A 16,248-nucleotide genomic window follows, 5' to 3' on the forward strand; every position below is an offset into this window, starting at 1 on the left:
GCACGTGGGAGGGCTGGAAGTGTTCCCCGAGGTACTCGGACTAGTGTTCATTGGATACACGTTGCGTAAGGTTGGGATCTTCTCCGAAGATACACCCTCTCATCTCAACGCGTACGTGGTTTATTTGGCCATGCCGGCGTTAGTGTTCTCCGCGATGTTTAGGGCCCCGATCCAGGGGCTACTCCAACATCTCAAGCTCGTGGTTATCTCGATGTTGCTGTCGGTCACGTGTGCCCTCATCGGTTTCGCGATCGCTCGTAATACGGCGCGCGATCGGCGCGATGCGATAGCCGCTGCCCTAGCCTCGGGTTTGGGGAACACCGGGTTTTTTGGGTACCCCATATGCCTCTCCACATTCGGGGAACCGGGCCTCGAAGCGGCGGTTTTCTACGACTTCGGGACGACCTTGTCGGTGATAGCGGCTTACCTGATGCTGTCTTCCCGCCGCGAAAACCCATTGAAGATGAGCCTACGCTTTCCGCCCGCCTATGCCGCCGTCGCTGGGATATGTTGGACGGCCCTCGGACTTCACCTGCCCGATACCATCCGCTCGACTCTGCAGTTGCTGGGACGCTCCGTAGTGCCGGTCATCATGGTCTCACTCGGAGCCTCACTTCGGTGGGATCTCCCTAAATCCGTCATCAATGTGATACCGACCGTCTGGGTCGTTAAGTTGTGTACATCACCGGTAGTGGCGGTGGCAATCGCCCCATCGGGGTTGGACGGTAAAGTGGCCGTTCTAGAAGCCGCAATGCCTCCGGCCCTGATGAACTTGGTACTGGCGGAGCTCTTGGGACTGAGACTGCACGTAACCGCTGCCCTGGTGTTCTCGACTACCGTGATATCGATAGCGACGGTTCCGACGGTGGTCTACCTGATATTGGGTGGTGGTGGAGCGTGAAAGTCCCAACCGTGTGTTATCGGGACGTGCATCGCTGCGAAACCTCTGAGTGGTCGTCCTATGAAGAGTACCTCGACAACACCCTACGAGACATAGTCTCGGAAGAGCCGGAGGTGCTACGGTTTGAGATCGGCGGATGTAGGCGAGACATCCTTCACGCGATCACGGCGTTCGATGTCCTTTTCCGACTTTACCGCAGTAAGCGTAGAGTGGGTAAGGTGATGATCGACGGGACCGACGTGACCGAAATGTTAAAACCGATCTACGAACAGGTATTCTCGAACTACGACGTCGTGCGGGCTAAGGTCGGCGTCCCGGAGAGACACCGACATATTAGGACGGAGATTGAGATTAGGGACGGCCGAAAGATCGTATTTCAAGAGGCGACTATGTCCAACTTACTCAGGGCGTTCGTAACCGTGAAGACCAGACCGGATGTGGTGTACGTGGAGTTAAAGCGCAAGAAGTTCGACGTCCCGGAGTACTCGGAGTGGCAGCTCGTCGAGACTTCAACGCGTACTCGGCGGCGTTGATTCCGGCCACGCTGCCATGGTACACGGCAAAGGGCAAGTTCCGATGCGAGACCGTCGTGACGTCTCTGGCGGAAAACTCCCTCCAGGATGTGCGCATTTCACTGTCCACGACTATGTGGCCGTGATCGTCGGTTTCCAAGAGATACCGAAACGGTTCCGAGTTCGGCGCCTTACCGGCCTCTATGAAGACGCCCTCACAGGGTAGGAGAGGTTCCCATCGGAGAGAGCTCGATGCCCTCGACGCGCTCGTTCCCGACGATCCGCCGAATTTAGTTACGACCAACCTCCGCGTTGCGGCGTAAGAGCATACGTTCAGTCAGGGGTCTTACACTCGAGCGTACCGTCCGGATTCATACACGCCCGGCTATCTCCAAGAGGAAGAGACCCATGTTCGCTGCGTAGGTACCTCACACCAACAGCCGTGACGGTCCGGTTTTTGAAAGATAGGGTCGTCGCAAATCGCACAGTAGCTGACTCTCCAGCCTTCGTAGCGGCGGAGAGCCCGGCGGGTTCGGCCCCGATTACGATGATGTCGTACGAATTCACAGCCATCGGAAGACTTACCCTTGAGGACGTCAGCCGCTCCTCCTCAGCTTATCGCAGAAGTCCTCTGCCATCGCCAAGATAACACCGATTGGGGGTTTACCCAACGGCTCGGGCAATACGTTAGCATCCACGACGTAAACGTTGTCGTATCCCTCCAGCGCGTACCTGTTGTCGACCCTATCGGACAACGTTCCACCGGGATGTGCGCCCGAAGGCTCCGTGACGGCGCGTACTCTACCCCCCATTCTTGAGATGATTTCGCCCGCCACCGCGCACCCTTCAGTGAAAAGCTCTATCTCTCGGACGCTGATTGGTTTCTCCCCGCTGATGACGTTGCCCGAGAGTTCGTCCGCAATTTTCACCATGATCGAGTATTTGCCCTCATAAGCCGAAGTTCGATGTGGAGACAAGATGTACTCACCCATGTCGACGATTATTGGCATTTGAATGCCGGGCTCCGCCTCCAGGTCGGACACGACATGGATGTAAGCGTCCACGAACAGCGGACCGTCTGCGTCTATTCCGCTACGCTCCAGGAGCCGGGGTGTGCCGGGACAACCCGCGCACAATACAACAATGTCGTCGGTTTCAAGTTCTACTGTCTGGGATCTAAGTACGATAGCGGTCGCTTTACCTCCAGAAAACTCAAATCGAATGCACTCGTCTCTCAGTACGCTAACTCCTTCAGGCAGTTCGTCCTGTGGAACCCACTTCGCATTTCTCGGACACTCTAAGCATTCTCCACACCCATCACACAGATCAAAATGAACGGATTTAGGCATATGCTCTGGTTCAAGTCCGACGTCCTCAGAGGCCTCTTCGAACTCAATATCGAGGTTTGACATGACCGATTCAGGTGTTCTTCGTACCTCGCACGTCATGTCGCGGAGAACTCGCTCAAATGGCCTCCGGAGGCTCTCAGGGCCCCAAAACCAGAAGTTACCCATCGAGTACCTAGCGGAGCCACCGAGCCCCTCTCCGTAGTAAACCCTATAATGCCCGAAGCGCTCCGACTGCAGTCTGTTCTCGGGATGGGTAATCACGGTAACGTCGTATCCCATCTCATTAACTCGCCGCGCCACCCAACATCCCGAAGGGCCTGCGCCTACGATATAAACCTTCAACTCGAGCCCTGGCAGTCACACGTCAAACGTACCTTTTTAGTAGCTCCCTTCCAAGGTACGGTGGGTTACCAACTCGGAAATACGTGTATCCTCGGTCCCACTTGTCATGTTATCTCCGGCCTCGCTCGTTGCAGCAGGCGTTGATGAGACGTTTCGCCCGGAAATCAACGGATTTAGGGATTATTCCCGCTGAAATGGGGTCCGGGTTTGGCGAGACTGGCCGAGCAACATGCGGCGAGGATGAATGAGGCGAATTGCACTCACGAGTGTCGTCAGGAGTATAGCTTCGAGAACATGGCGCGTATTCCGAACACGGGAGAACCTACCCTGACGGCCAAGTTGCTCGCAATAACGGTGCTTTTCAGCACTCCACATCGGTAGAACGTTCGGAAGGGATTGCGAAGGTGTCGGTGTGTTGATCTCTGGAGATTATGGGGCGATCTCTCAGAAGACATGCTAAATTAAAGGTACTACCGTTTTGTTAGGTATTGACGGCGCACCGCGATGATGTGGAGATAGCTGTATCGAACGCTGTCTACCGAGAGCGCGAGCGGTCAGACTTCCCACAGTTCTGGACGAGGTACGAAACGAGCCTCGAAGAGCTCTGTGAGGCCACCAAGACACTGTCGATGGATGGCTCGTCAGGAACGCTGGCCCGACATTGTTACGGGACCCAGTTAAGATCGCCAAAAACGTGCTCAGTCCGCGCAGTATCTGCCGGTTGTGATCTCTGGGTTCCGAAAGGTCGCTTAGGAGTAGCCGCTCTCGAAGTTACCGAGGTAACCCTGCCGGACGGGGTCCCGTCGTACGTCGCTACCGACAACCGTCAAACGTTCTTTACCAGTCGACGGCGCTAGTGAGGGGCACCGCGGTGAAGAGACGTATCAACGTCGCGATCGCCGGTCACGTAGACCATGGTAAATCCTCGCTGCTCGAGAGCATCACCGGGGAGTTTCCTGACAAAGAGGAGTTCGAGCTCAGCCGCGGTATCACTGCGGTCATGAAGGTGATACCGACGGAATGGAAAGGCGTAGAGATACGTTTCATCGACACGCCGGGACACTCGGACTTCAGGGAGGAGGTGGGTAAAGCGCTGTTAGTGTCGGACGGCTTAGTGCTCGTCGTGGCGGCCGACGACGGCGTGCAAGCTAGGACGGAAGTCATCATCGAGGAGGCGAAGGAGCTCGGGCTGCCAGTGGTCCTAGCGGTAAACAAGATGGATAAGGAGGGGGCGAATTTCGAGCGTGTAGTCAGGGAGGTCAAAGAACGAGGGCTCGAACCCGTGGCCGCCGTCCCCACGTCGGCCAAAACGGGTGAGGGAATCGAAGACTTACTGGACGCTATCGTGGAACACATCGAACCGCGCGGGTGGGGAGACCCGGACGAGGAGACGGCTTTCCTCGTCGTCGACGTCGGAGAGCGGGAAGGACTCGGTTCGGTAGCTACCGGAGTGGTGCGTGCGGGTACCCTGAAACCTGGGGATGAGCTCCGATACGAGGGAGAGGTCTATAGGGTTCGGGCCCTCCTCTCCCCGGACGAGAAACGAATGCAAGAAGCTCAGCCGGGTGACGTAGTACTGGCCGCGATGGACCGTGCGCCGGAGACAGGAATCCTTCTTACGGAAACAGGAGGGTACAGGGTCGAGAACCCCGAGGACGTGCGCCCTTGCGTCCGGTACACTGTCGAGGTAGACGACTTGAGGAAAGCCCGTGATATTCTCGAAGACGTAGAAAGGAGGAACCTCGGGGTCGAAACCGAGATCATCGATGAACGCCACATTAAGATCTCGTGTCTTGGTGACGTACAATTCGACAAGATCCGCTCGGAGCTCGAGGAAGCGGGAATTCAGGTAGAGGTTACGTCCAGAGAGTTCGAGGGGGTGAAGACCGTCGGTGGAAGGGCGGTGGGTTGCTCCGGTCCGGTCGAGGTCGAGGTGCTCCCAAGAGCCTCTGAAGGCGTTCGGGTGTTCAAGCGGGGCAAGGATCGCGCCACCACGAAGGAGATTACAACGGTCCACCTAGTCTCGGAGGAACTCGGACTGGACGGACTCGTCGTGAACATACTCTCCGAGGGCGAATCCCCTCCCGAAGCTCTAGCGGATGCTATCGCGGCGGCGATTGAAGAGGTCGGGATCTTCGAACTGTACCCGATCGAGAACGTACTTATTGAGGTAGACAACGTCGGGAAGGCAGCTTCCCTGGTGTACAAGCACGAGGGGCAAGTCATCGAATCGGACGAGTCTTCGATCAAGGCGATAGTGCCGGCGCCGCGGCTTAACGAGCTCGTGAGCGATCTCATGACGGAGACGTCGGGACGGGCGAGGATACGACTGATCTCGTCCGCAGGTGCGGGTGGCCCGATACTATCCGTGGATCCGGGCGAGGTGAACTTTGGGATCGCATACATCCCCAGAAGAGGTCCTTGCGACGTCACCTCCGTCAAGCTAACCGGGCACACCCGTGACGCCAAGGTGGAAGAGCTGAGGCGTACACTGAAGATGTTCTTAGCGGACCGAGAAGAACCGAACCTCGTGTACGTCGGTAACGGACCAGGTCACGATGTGGCTGTCGAAGCCGTAGTGGATGTGCTTCCTGAGGTCGAGATAGTGTTAGTCGACGAGCGTGAGACGACGAAGGAAGCCGTGTACAGGTTATCGTCGGGCAAGCTCGAGAACGTTCGATCCAGGGACCTCCGGGATCACGGAGTAGCGGCGCTCGCAATCGCACGTCGCGGACAACTCGGTCGTAGGGTGAAGAAGCGCGTGGATCGTGAGACGGTCAGACGAGCCGTCGTTACGGCCTTCGGAGGTGGTTCTCGAAGGTTTGGCGATTACTCCAGACTACCGATACGCAATCCGGAGGAGTTGGAAGAAGGGACGATGCTACAAGTGAAGGATCCGAACGCAATCACGACTGGGCTGTCGAAAGGCGAAGTAGTCGTGTTCCAAGGTTGGAGGGAGGACGGAGGGATGATCGCGTCGACGTTGACCGGAAACCGGGTGATCATCAAGCCGCGAGACGGTCGGTCGCTGAAGAACCCGCGTCGGTTCTTCGAGGTGTTCAGGCCGGTGAAGCCGAAACGAGGCTCGCAGAAAGGAGAGGGGTGAGCCGAAGTGTTGGCGTTGTTCCCACTAGCGCACCCGTTCACGATCACCCCTGAAGACTTCCGGAGCGTTTGGCGTTGGATCAAGACGTCGGGTATTATTCGAGTGTACACCGACAGCGAGTCGTTAGCAGAGCTGCTGAAACGGCCATTACTCAGGGTCGTCCGCTCCTCACTCCGACCACCTACGGTCTCGTGGGCGGGTCCTTGCCCGGAAGAAGACCTTCGAAGAGCCGGTGCCGAGGTCGAGATGAACGAATATCGGCCGTTTGAAGCCTCGAACGTCCTCGCACTGTGTACACGAACGTTTGCGCTCTTCCTGAAGGGCGTCCGGGGAAGTACTGTAGGGTTGGTAGGGTTCGGGGACCTCGACGATCTCCACCGTTACCTGATCGAACTGGGATACCCGCGCACGTTCAAAGCGACATCCACGCTCATGTTACGTCGTCGGGGGTTAGAGGTGGACGAATTGTGGAAATTGTTCCCGGCATGGGTGGGGGACGAGGTCGAACCGTTGCTCCGAGAGACACTCAATTCCAACGTCGCGGAGGACCTCCTGGAGGAGGCGAGGTCTCTGACGTCCTCACTGGGACCGAGGGTCCGAGACCTCGAGACCACACCCACCGGACGCTTGCTACTGGCATCCTCTCAGACCGTGTGGGTCGTGAGGGGGGCGCTGAGCGGATGATCTTGGGAGAGCACGTACTACGGGAGCTGTTCCCCGACTTGGACGAGAACCAGTACCAGCCAGCTGGCATCGATCTCAAGCTGGATAGGGTTTTCCGTCTCGAGGGTCAGGGTGCCCTGTTGGAGGGCGACGATAAGCGGCTACCGGAGTATCGCGAAGTCGAAACCGAAAGTGGGGTGTTCGAGCTCGAACCGAATGTCCCTTACGTACTCGAGCTGGCACCCGAGCTCGAGGTCCCAGAAGACACTGCCGCCCTATTCCTACCGCGATCTACACTATTAAGATCCGGTGTCTCCGTACATACGGCCCTCGGCGACCCGGGTTTCAGGGGTAAGATCAGGGTTCTCGCCGTCAATCACCACACGGCACCGTACCGGGTAGCCCGTGGAGAACGTGTCGTTCAGGTTGTGTTCCTCCGGGCGGAAGACACTGGTCGGTACGAGGGGAACTACGGCCGATGACAGTAGTAGTGGTCGTGCGGAAAGGTAAACTGGTAAGATCGGCGTCCGGCGGCGTGCTAGAGGCCGACTCGTCGTCCACCCTCGTTCTCACGGAGGAGATGAACCTGTTGGTAGACACCGGAAACGAGGATCCGAAAGGACTGATCCGCGATCTCGAGCCGTACGGCGTCGACGCCGTTATCCTCACCCACGGACATCGGGATCACGTAGGTAACGCCCGGACGATCGCCGAGGCGTTCCACCCGGAATTCTACGCGCACGAGAAGGAGGTTGGATCGATCCCCGTCGACGTGGACCCTATCGACTCGTTCGACCCGCCCGAAGGTGTCGAGATAATCGAAACTCCGGGTCACACCCCTGGTCATATATCCGTAGTCGTGGGGGGCCGGATCGTGATCGCCGGGGACGCGTGTCCGACTCCCGACAACGCGCTGAAACGCGTACCACCGGCTGTCAGTTGGGACCGCGAACTCGCGGAAGACTCCCTCGAGAAAGTTCTGTCGTACCCAGTCGTTATACCGGGACACGGGGTACACCTTAGGCGGTGAAGGTGAAGACAATTATCTGGTGTACACGCCCGTGGTATCGTCAGCTGGATATAGCTGACGTTAAAGGATGATCCACAACGACGAACGGCTCGAAGACCCGGTACGGTTCTCCCACCTCCTCGGCCCCTCTTATAGATCCACAGACATCTGGCCCATCAGCCGTGAAGGTTTTTCCGCGCGACGGGGTGATACGCCCGGGGTAGCGGTGTCCGTCGTCCGTTGGTCCCTTTACGTCAACTCTGCGGTGATTTCGGCGGCGGCAGCCCTGATGCTCCCGAACGTACCGGTATACGTATACAGTCGTGGCGGGGATGAGCTCGCGGCCAGCCTAGTCCTATCGACGTTCTCGATCACGATGACTATCACCTCTTTGGCTTCAACGAGCCTCCTGGAAGGAGTTCGAGCTGGTATCCCTATATGTTTGGGATGTCTGGGATACGGTTGGGCCCTCCTACCTTTCTTCGTTCACGGCTCGATAGCGTCATTAACTCTCGCCAGAGCCCTTCAAGGAGTCTGCTCTGGATTCTCTTTCCCAGCTAACGTGGCCGCCGCACTGCAGTTTGGACGTTCCGTAGTGTCCAAGAACAATTTCTGGTCCAACGTCGGTTTCATCACCGGCTATTTGGCTTCCTCCCACGTACGGGACCCGTTCGGTATCAGCTCGGTCCTCAGCGTACTCGCAGCGGTCTTAAGTCTTCCACTGTTGACGCTGAAGATCCAACCGTTGGAAGACGTAAGCGCGTATCACGGGTATCCGGTGGCGTTCGGAGCTGCGCTCGCACTTACGCTGGCCTCAACACTACCCAACTCAGCCATCACACTCCTTGCCCCCAAATACGGAGGTGATTACGGGCTCGTAATCGCCATGATGACCGCGGTCGGGGGAGTAGCTCAACTTCTAGGTCCCAGGCTCGGTGAACTCGAGTCAACACTGCTGGCGACCGTACTCTGCGTGGTCAGTGCTGCTCTCGGCTACTCGATAGCGAGCGTGCTCGCGGCCGGAACCGCCACAGGTCTCATGTACTACGCGGCTAACATCTACAGCGGTGGAGGTAGGGGAGTTAGGGCCGTTTCCACGGCAATAGGAGTGGGTTACGCCGTGAGTCAGACGATAGTGGGAGCGATCCTGTCCGCGGGACTCGACGGTTGGAGGTTCGCCACTCTCGCGGCGGCGGCGATAACATTGGTATCTCTCCTCGGGGTGAGGCGTTGAGCCGCGTCGAGGAGCGTCTTCAGGAAGTTCGTAGAGGTGCGCTGATAGGGATTTACGGAAACGTCCTTTTATCGGCTCTCAAAATAGCGATAGGATATATCGCCAGCAGCTGGGCGTTGGTCTCCGACGGCGTTCATTCCCTGGGAGATACCGTATCTTCCGTAATGGTACTCTTGGGCGCCAAAGTCGCCCGAAAACCGCCGGACGCCCGTCACATGTACGGTCACTACAAGGCCGAAGCCCTCGCAGGACTGGGAGTTTCCATGATGGTCACGTTCACGGGTCTTCTACTGCTATGGGAGTCAATGATGCGTCTTCACAACCCGGAACCACCGACTTCCACACTGCCCTTAGCGGTGGCCCTCGGAACCGTGGCGGCTAAGGAAGGTATGTACAGGTACACACTAAGGCTGGCCGAACGCATAGGAAGCTCGGCGCTGAAAGCGGACGCTAAGCACCATCGCAGTGATGCCCTATCCTCGGTGGCTGCTAGCGTCGGTATCGCCGGAGCACTCTTGGGATATCCATGGGCGGATCCCGGTGCCGCGCTCGTAGTCTCGCTGATGGTCGCGCACATGGGTCTGGAGTTGTGTTGGGAGAGCATCCACGAGCTTATGGACGTGGCTCCCGAAGACGAACTACTCGAGCGCGTTCACGAGATCGTGGAGAACACACTTCAAGACGTTGATTTTGACGTTGAACTCATCGCGGTGCGTGGCAGGAAGATGGGTCCGGCCTACCATTTCGACGTTTTCATAGCCGCGGATCCGGAAGCACACCTCCAGGAACTCGATGTCGTCAGGAGACGGATCGTGAATGGGATCCGCCGAGAAATATCAGCCGCCGAGCTCGTAACCGTGGAATTCGTCCCAATGTAAGCTTCAAGAACCAGCTTCACTTTATGTGCACTCTTAACTATCTAAGTGCCCCTTCACCATCGGCGAAGTCTATCGAAATACCCCCCAGTTGTAGCAGTTTATAACGTTTCTGACATTAAACTAACCCACACCATACCAGAACCCTCTGCATTGACTCTCGCTCATTCTCACGTTCAATTACATCTAGACATTTAACATTACTTCTAGTTGATTATTATCATATACGGCAAAATTCTATCCTCTAAATTTGTTATATCCTTGTCATCGCCAACTACACTGCTGAAAGTTTTATTTGTAGTCTCATGTTCTAGTAAGACTAATCTACCCTCACCTTATAAGAACAAGCTTATGAACCTATATTGATAATTACTTCGTCAATATCCATCCAAGCACCATGGTGTTCACATCGTCATGTTTTTACGTAGGACGGTTACGCATCACGCGGTGATAGGATACGCTGTCACCATGGCTCATTCGAGTTCATTCGACATAGTCTGAATACCTCCGAGAAAAGTCCACGTAGACTGTCGAGTCGCGGAGTGGCTGGGTGGTCTCGATGCTAGCCGTGGCCGTCGCCGGAGTTCGAAGTGGCTGCGGTAAAACCTCGCTCTCGATAGGGTTGGCGAGGGCACTACGTGAAGAGGGAATCCGGGTACGCCCCTTTAAGGTAGGTCCTGATTACATAGACCCTACGTACTTGGAAGTCGCGGCCGGTCGGGAGGCGTTCAACCTGGACGTCTGGATGATGGGAGAAGGCGGCGTGGTAGATGCTTTCGAGAGGTATACACGGGGATGCGATGCGGCGGTCATAGAAGGCGTGATGGGAATGTTCGACGGGCACGGGGAAGGCACTATCGAGGGGAGTACCGCCCACGTGGCGGCCCTTTTAGGCGTCCCGGTGATTCTGGTAGTGGATTGTAGGAGTTACGCCACGACGGTCGCAGCCGAGGTCCGCGGGTTCCTGGACATGGCCTACGAAATCGGAGCCAGACTCGAAGGGGTGATTCTCAACAGGGTCGGGAGCGAGCGTCACAGGCGACTGCTAATCACAGCGCTGAGACGTTACTGCCCCGGTGTTCGGGTGTTCGGAATAATCCCCAGACTCGAGGACGCCGTCATACCGGACAGACATCTGGGCCTCATCCCGGCGGACGAGCGCAACGAGTTCGCCGAGCGGGTGGCGGAGTACTGGGGTGAGGTTGTCGCCGAACACGTAGACCTCGACGCGCTCCGAGAGCTGGAGGTCGAAGGATCCTCAGTAGAGCCCAGTCCACCCCCCGAACCGGAGCGAGTCGAAACCAGAGTTGCGGTAATCTCGGGCCGCGTATTCACCTTCTACTACAGGGAGAACTTGCGCTTTTTAGCGGAATCCGCGGAGATCGTGCCGGTGGATCCAGAGAAGGATCGGCTTCCGGACGTCGACGCCGTGTACATCCCGGGCGGATACCCAGAAGTGTACGCAGATAACCTCGACGGCCGGTTGATGAGGGACCTTCTGGAGTTCCACGAGGAGGGAGGTAAGATCCTGGGAGAATGCGGAGGACTGATGTACCTGTGTTCAGAGATAGTGGACGCGGATGGAAATCGTCATGATATGGTGGGAGTGTTCGATGCGGTGGCACGGATGCGGGAACGGTTGGCTGCGCTGGGATACGTCGAAGGTAGTGTGACTGACGCGCACCCGTTCGCACCGTCCGGATCCGAGATCCGTGGTCACGAGTTCCACTACTCAGTAGTGGACGTGAAGGAGGATCTGGAGTACGCGTACAAACTCTCACGGGGAACCGGGGTAGAGGATGGCCTAGACGGACTCGTTAAGGGGAACACGGTAGCTTCGTACACGCACCTCCACATCAGGTCGGACGGCGGTGTGTTCCAAGGTCTGGTGAAATAGGGGGTTCCGTCGGGTGGTGGCCGAGATCACAATAGTGGTGGACAACCGGGTCGGTATGGTCCGCGATCCTTACGTCGCCCGACACGGTCTGGCGATCGTCGTGGAAACCGATGACTCGCTGATACTCTTCGACACCGGTCCTTCTGCGAATGTTTTGGTTAACAATTTGAAGCTGGCAGGATTCGACGTGAGCTTCGACCACGTAGTGTTATCTCACGAACACTGGGACCATACGGGCGGTTTGGAAGCCGTTGAGGGAACCGTTCACCGACCCGGCGGCGGAGAGGAGACCCTCGACGATGTTGTCGTGACGAGGACATTCGAGGGAGAGTACGAGGGTAGACCAATGCCAGAGCAGGCGTTGATCGTTGGGAACGTAGCGCTGATAGGATGCTGTCATTTCGACTTGGAGGAGCTACTGAACGAGTACGAGCCGAGGACGGTGGTCGGCGGCCTGCACCTGATGGGTGCCACCGAAGAGGAACTAGAGCGGACTGCCGAGCTGTTCTGGGAATACGGGGTCCGAGAAGTTTACGCGTGTCATTGTACGGGACTCTCGGAATCTGCATACTTGGCGAAGGTCGTAGGTGGAGAGCCGGCGTACGTGCCGATGCGGATTTCGGAGAGGCTCTGATCTCGGTCCCCCCAAGGGACGCCTCCCCATCTCTCGTCGGAACCCGCCCGACAGGTCATCCCGGTCCTCAGGAACCACCGTTTCGGTCGTCGTCGCCCTGTAGTGTAGGTGCGTATCCTCATCGGCGGATTCAGCCGCCGCGGTAGGAGGGCCTCCGATCATCCGGACGTCACCAGCGACGGGCCTCATCACGCCTCAACTCGGGCCACGAAGAAACCGTCGGTATCGTGACGATGCGGCCAGATCCTGCGAGCTTCCGGCATCCTTATACCGGGCGAGGCCCATTCCAACGGGACGTCTACGAGCTCGAGGTCCCGGTAGCGCCGGACGAGACGTTCGATCAAGCGCTCGTTCTCAGTTAGCGTGATCGAACAAGTGGAGTACACCATCCTTCCTCCCGGCTTCAGCAGCCTCACGGCGACCTTCAGGAGCTCCCACTGGAGCTGAGCCCACTTGGTCGGTTCGCCGGTTGTCTCCCGATCCCACCTCTTCTCAGGCTTGGAATAAACGGACCCCGTGCCCGTGCACGGCGGGTCGACGAGGACTAAGTCCGCGATCCCCTCACCCAGCTGATCGGGCGCGTCGCGCGCGTCCATGCGCAGGGTTTCCACGATATCGTCCGCGTGGAACTGCCTGACCCGCTTCTTCAGCGTCTCGAACCTCTTCGGGTGCATGTCGATCGCGATGATCTCCCCGCAACCTTCCATCAGCTGGGCTAGATGGGTGGTTTTTCCACCTGGAGCCGCGCACAAGTCGACGACGGTCATCCCGGGCTCAGGTTCGGCGGCGTGAGCGACGGCTGCGGAGGCCTTCGTCTGAGGGTATACTACGCCCTTCTTGAACTCCGGAGTCTTGATGACCGGTGTTCCGGCGGACCTTACGCGGAGTACATCTGGTACGTCCGGGTCCCGTTCTGCTTCGATTCCCCTCCTTTTCAGCCGTCTCACGACTTCTTCAGGGTCGGATACTAAGGTGTTGACACGGACGTACCGGGCAGGCCTCCGGTTGCAGGCTTCCAGGAACCTGCTCAACTCGTCCATGCTGTCAAAGGCCGAGCGCACGAGCTCCACGTACCACTTGGGGAAGTTATAACGGGCCGCGAAGCGGGCCGTAGGGTCCCTAATGGAACTTACGACTTCCTCGGGGCTCACACGCTCCACCTGCCTGAGAATGGCGTTGGCGAAACGGGCGTGTTTAGGCCCGACACGCTCCTTGACGACGTCCACTACTGCCTTAGTGACTGGCCCAGGGTGCTCACGGCGCCAGTGAATCTCCCACGTACCTACCCGTAAAGCGTTACGGAGATACGGGTGAAGGTCCTCGACCGTGGAACCGCGGAGGACGTTATTGAGGACTAGGTCTACGTTACCTAGAACTCGTACGAGCTCGTGGGCTAAAGCCTGAACGAACCTATGTCGGCGTTCATCAATACCGCGAAGTGCGTTACGAAGGGCGGCTTTAAGCGAGTAACCTCGCTCTTCCATGTCTGTGAGCGCGTCGACGAGGGTTCCGATGACGGCGCGTATGGGAGGGGAGGCCCCCCATTACTCAGGTGGTATAGTCATTAGGCGCTCCCTGGCCTTCTCCGGACCCAGCTTCTTCACGGTCCTGTTGTACGCGTAGTAGAAGATGAACGGTCCCGGCACCATCAGGGCGATCCACCAGTAGAAGCTCGTCGAATCGCTGATGGCGATCTCACCCAGGAAGAGTAAGCTCAGCACGGTACCGATGGCTCCCAACCAGTTAACAGCCTTCTTGGTCTTGTCACCCAACGGGGCCTTCTCGTAGATGTCCGGTCTCACGAACTTCCAGACCAGTCCGGTCATACAGATGAACAGATATGTGAACAGTAGTGCTACCGTCGTGATGTCTACGGCCGCCAGGAACTCACCGACCGCCCACGTCAGGATCACCGAGATTATCATTAGGACCGTCAGTGCCCAGTGCGGGGTACCGAAGCGCTTGTGCACCTTGGCGAGCGCCTTCGGGAACATCCCGTCGTAGGCCCAGGCGAACGTCATCCTGCTAGTCGACAGGAACATCGGCGGCAGGTCGCTTAGCAGCGCGATAGCGGCTACGAACGCCACGTATCCCGCGAGTGCGCTCGGCATTATCGGAGCCATCGCCTCGGGGACAGTGAAGTTACTACCAGCCTTGTCGGCGAGCGCCGCCTTAGCGTAGATGTACTCCCAGGGCACGGCGTGGTACACCGCGGCCGAGTACAGCAGATAGTACGCCGTAATGATTCCCAGTGCGATCAGCATGCCTCTGAACACAGTCTTCTCCGGCTTCTTGACCTCACCGGCCGCCTGCGTACCCGTCTCGAAACCTACATACGCGAACACCAGCGTCGCTGCCGCCGAGAATATCGCGCTGAGGGTGCCCACATCTTTCGGTAGTCCTCCAGCCTGAGATATCAACGATTTCAGTGCGGTCGTTCCGCCTATCGCCTTGAGGTACTCGGCAGGGGAGTGTGTGAATCCATACCCGACGACGATGAAGAAACCCGTCAGTAGGATGAAGAACATCACATCGACGACGGCTTCATAAATCCGGATTCCTAAGACGTTGACTAGCCACGTGAAAATGATGATGGCTGTCGCCACTTCGAGGGTATGGGCGTTGAGCCAGTTTCCGGCTCCTGGTGCACCCCAGAACTTGCACATCGCAGCCAACAGTGCCACGTCTCCGATCGCGATCGCTACGAAGGCTCCGATCTCACCAACGAATCGGCTCCAAGAGCTGAAGAATGCCAAAAACGGGTCGAACAGTCTGCTCACGTACGTGTAGTGACCGCCTGCCCGTGGAACAGCCGCGCTGAGGGCTCCTGCTACGATACCGGCTACTAAGCTCGGAACGGCTCCGATCAAGAACGCCAACGGAACGTAAGGACCGACTCCCGGTGCCTTGACTTGTATCATACACGTCAGGACGTTGATTCCTCCTCCGATCACGGTGCAGCAGATCGTTGAAATGAAACCCAACATGGTAAGCTCACGCTTCAGACCCACCTTCTCCAATTCAGCGTCTCCGGTCACTTCTGACCACCACCCGGAAATCGTTTTCCAGTTTTATTGCGTCTACTCCGTAGAGGCGGATTAGTGCCGATTATAACCTTTCCGGTTCATCACCGACCTTTGAGCGCTCCGCGGGACTTTAAAAGTCGGAACGCCTTTCTCACGGCACGCCTGATTACGTCCCGCTTTCCGAGGCCGCCTAACGCTTTGGCGGCCTTACGAATGCTTCCGCATTCTACTAAGAGCTCCAATAGCTCACGGTCCCGCGGGCTCATGGGTATATCCTCCTCGAGGGCCAGCTTGGCGATCTTGATAGGATCGTGGCCCTCGTACGGAAGGTGTTCTGAAAGGATGGGTTCGTCGAAGCGCTCTACCCATTTGAACTCGATGATAGTGACGATATCGTCGTCCCGGAGGTTCGGGTAGTGATCCCGAAGGGCTTTCAGCAACTCCTCACGGTTTTCGAACCCATCGAGCTTAGCATCTTCGTCCGTCAAATCCCTGACTCTCTTTGTTCGAACGTTCGTGATCCTGACTTTTCCGTACACGTAGCCACCACAGTGAATGTACACCACTTTACCGGGTCGCGCTCCAGGAACACGTCCCACTCGGATCGTCGCTCGTTTCTCACCCCGGAGGAGTTTATCCCTGTACTCACCACTTATCTCTATGTGCTTCGAGATTCCGTAGGTCATGGGGGCGTGGACCC

At 57.5% G+C, this 16,248-nt stretch carries 16 protein-coding genes; 12 read left to right on the plus strand and 4 right to left on the minus strand.

The window, feature by feature from the left end:
* The first annotated feature begins 4 nt into the window (after positions 1–4).
* Both BW919_RS00390 and BW919_RS00395 read left to right on the plus strand, forming a co-directional pair.
* On the plus strand, positions 5–901 hold the full coding sequence (locus BW919_RS00390; RefSeq protein ID WP_088334722.1) for an AEC family transporter: 897 nt from the start codon (positions 5–7) through the stop codon (positions 899–901).
* Positions 898–1,434: a hypothetical protein gene (locus BW919_RS00395; RefSeq protein ID WP_088334724.1), complete on the plus strand. Its 537-nt coding sequence runs from the start codon at positions 898–900 to the stop codon at positions 1,432–1,434. Before BW919_RS00390 ends, BW919_RS00395 begins: the two co-directional genes overlap by 4 nt.
* 575 nt (positions 1,435–2,009) lie before the next feature.
* Here BW919_RS00395 and BW919_RS00400 read toward each other — a convergent pair.
* Entirely contained in the window at positions 2,010–3,062 is a 1,053-nt protein-coding gene (locus BW919_RS00400) for a GMC family oxidoreductase N-terminal domain-containing protein (RefSeq protein ID WP_088334726.1), read from the minus strand.
* Positions 3,063–3,293: 231 nt separating this feature from the next.
* Between BW919_RS00400 and BW919_RS07780 the strand changes: the two genes are divergently transcribed.
* The 10 genes from BW919_RS07780 (at position 3,294) to BW919_RS00440 (ending at position 12,522) form a co-directional block, all read left to right on the plus strand.
* On the plus strand, positions 3,294–3,485 hold the full coding sequence (locus tag BW919_RS07780; protein ID WP_343224399.1) for a CAP domain-containing protein: 192 nt from the start codon (positions 3,294–3,296) through the stop codon (positions 3,483–3,485).
* Positions 3,486–3,592: 107 nt separating this feature from the next.
* Positions 3,593–3,961, plus strand: a complete 369-nt coding sequence (locus BW919_RS07785; protein ID WP_157665787.1) for a hypothetical protein — start codon at positions 3,593–3,595, stop codon at positions 3,959–3,961.
* A gap of 14 nt (positions 3,962–3,975) precedes the next feature.
* Positions 3,976–6,210, plus strand: coding sequence for a GTP-binding protein (locus BW919_RS00405; protein WP_157665788.1), 2,235 nt, complete (start codon positions 3,976–3,978; stop codon positions 6,208–6,210).
* A 6-nt stretch (positions 6,211–6,216) separates the two neighbouring features.
* Positions 6,217–6,894, plus strand: coding sequence for a hypothetical protein (locus BW919_RS07790; RefSeq protein ID WP_157665789.1), 678 nt, complete (start codon positions 6,217–6,219; stop codon positions 6,892–6,894).
* Positions 6,895–6,896: 2 nt separating this feature from the next.
* Positions 6,897–7,355, plus strand: a complete 459-nt coding sequence (locus BW919_RS00415; RefSeq protein ID WP_198324616.1) for a hypothetical protein — start codon at positions 6,897–6,899, stop codon at positions 7,353–7,355.
* Complete coding sequence (locus tag BW919_RS00420; RefSeq protein WP_088334734.1) at positions 7,352–7,903, plus strand: MBL fold metallo-hydrolase; 552 nt, start codon at positions 7,352–7,354, stop codon at positions 7,901–7,903. The genes BW919_RS00415 and BW919_RS00420 overlap by 4 nt, the downstream gene beginning before the upstream one ends.
* Before the next feature lie 205 nt (positions 7,904–8,108).
* Entirely contained in the window at positions 8,109–9,116 is a 1,008-nt protein-coding gene (locus tag BW919_RS00425; protein WP_088334736.1) for a hypothetical protein, read from the plus strand.
* A complete protein-coding gene (locus BW919_RS00430; RefSeq protein WP_157665791.1) occupies positions 9,113–9,994 on the plus strand; it encodes a cation diffusion facilitator family transporter in 882 nt (293 codons plus the stop codon). The genes BW919_RS00425 and BW919_RS00430 overlap by 4 nt, the downstream gene beginning before the upstream one ends.
* Positions 9,995–10,550: 556 nt before the next feature.
* On the plus strand, positions 10,551–11,888 hold the full coding sequence (locus tag BW919_RS00435) for a cobyrinate a,c-diamide synthase (RefSeq protein WP_088334740.1): 1,338 nt from the start codon (positions 10,551–10,553) through the stop codon (positions 11,886–11,888).
* 13 nt (positions 11,889–11,901) lie between these two features.
* The gene (locus BW919_RS00440; RefSeq protein ID WP_088334742.1) at positions 11,902–12,522 is read left to right on the plus strand and encodes an MBL fold metallo-hydrolase; all 621 of its coding nucleotides are present in this window, start codon (positions 11,902–11,904) and stop codon (positions 12,520–12,522) included.
* A gap of 188 nt (positions 12,523–12,710) precedes the next feature.
* On the opposite strand, the gene BW919_RS00445 is transcribed toward BW919_RS00440, so the two are convergent.
* The 3 genes from BW919_RS00445 to BW919_RS00455 form a co-directional block, all read right to left on the minus strand.
* Positions 12,711–14,048 carry an RsmB/NOP family class I SAM-dependent RNA methyltransferase gene (locus BW919_RS00445; RefSeq protein WP_343224400.1) on the minus strand — a complete coding sequence of 446 codons (1,338 nt, stop codon included), beginning with the start codon at positions 14,046–14,048 and terminating at the stop codon, positions 12,711–12,713.
* An 18-nt stretch (positions 14,049–14,066) separates the two neighbouring features.
* The gene (locus tag BW919_RS00450; RefSeq protein WP_088334746.1) at positions 14,067–15,560 is read right to left on the minus strand and encodes an APC family permease; all 1,494 of its coding nucleotides are present in this window, start codon (positions 15,558–15,560) and stop codon (positions 14,067–14,069) included.
* Between the two features lie 89 nt (positions 15,561–15,649).
* Positions 15,650–16,234: an ASCH domain-containing protein gene (locus BW919_RS00455; protein ID WP_088334748.1), complete on the minus strand. Its 585-nt coding sequence runs from the start codon at positions 16,232–16,234 to the stop codon at positions 15,650–15,652.
* Positions 16,235–16,248: the final 14 nt, after the last annotated feature.

This window comes from Methanopyrus sp. KOL6, assembly GCF_002201915.1.
In the GTDB taxonomy this organism is placed as follows: Archaea; JAADCQ01; Methanopyri; order Methanopyrales; family Methanopyraceae; genus Methanopyrus.

Bases quoted from the DNA above. Each gene is read 5' to 3' on its own strand.
- BW919_RS00435 (WP_088334740.1), top strand. From the start codon at position 10,551: ATGCTAGCCGTGGCCGTCGCCGGAGTTCGAAGTGGCTGCGGTAAAACC.
- BW919_RS00455 (WP_088334748.1), bottom strand. From the start codon at position 16,234: ATGACCTACGGAATCTCGAAGCACATAGAGATAAGTGGTGAGTACAGG.
- BW919_RS00420 (WP_088334734.1), top strand. From the start codon at position 7,352: ATGACAGTAGTAGTGGTCGTGCGGAAAGGTAAACTGGTAAGATCGGCG.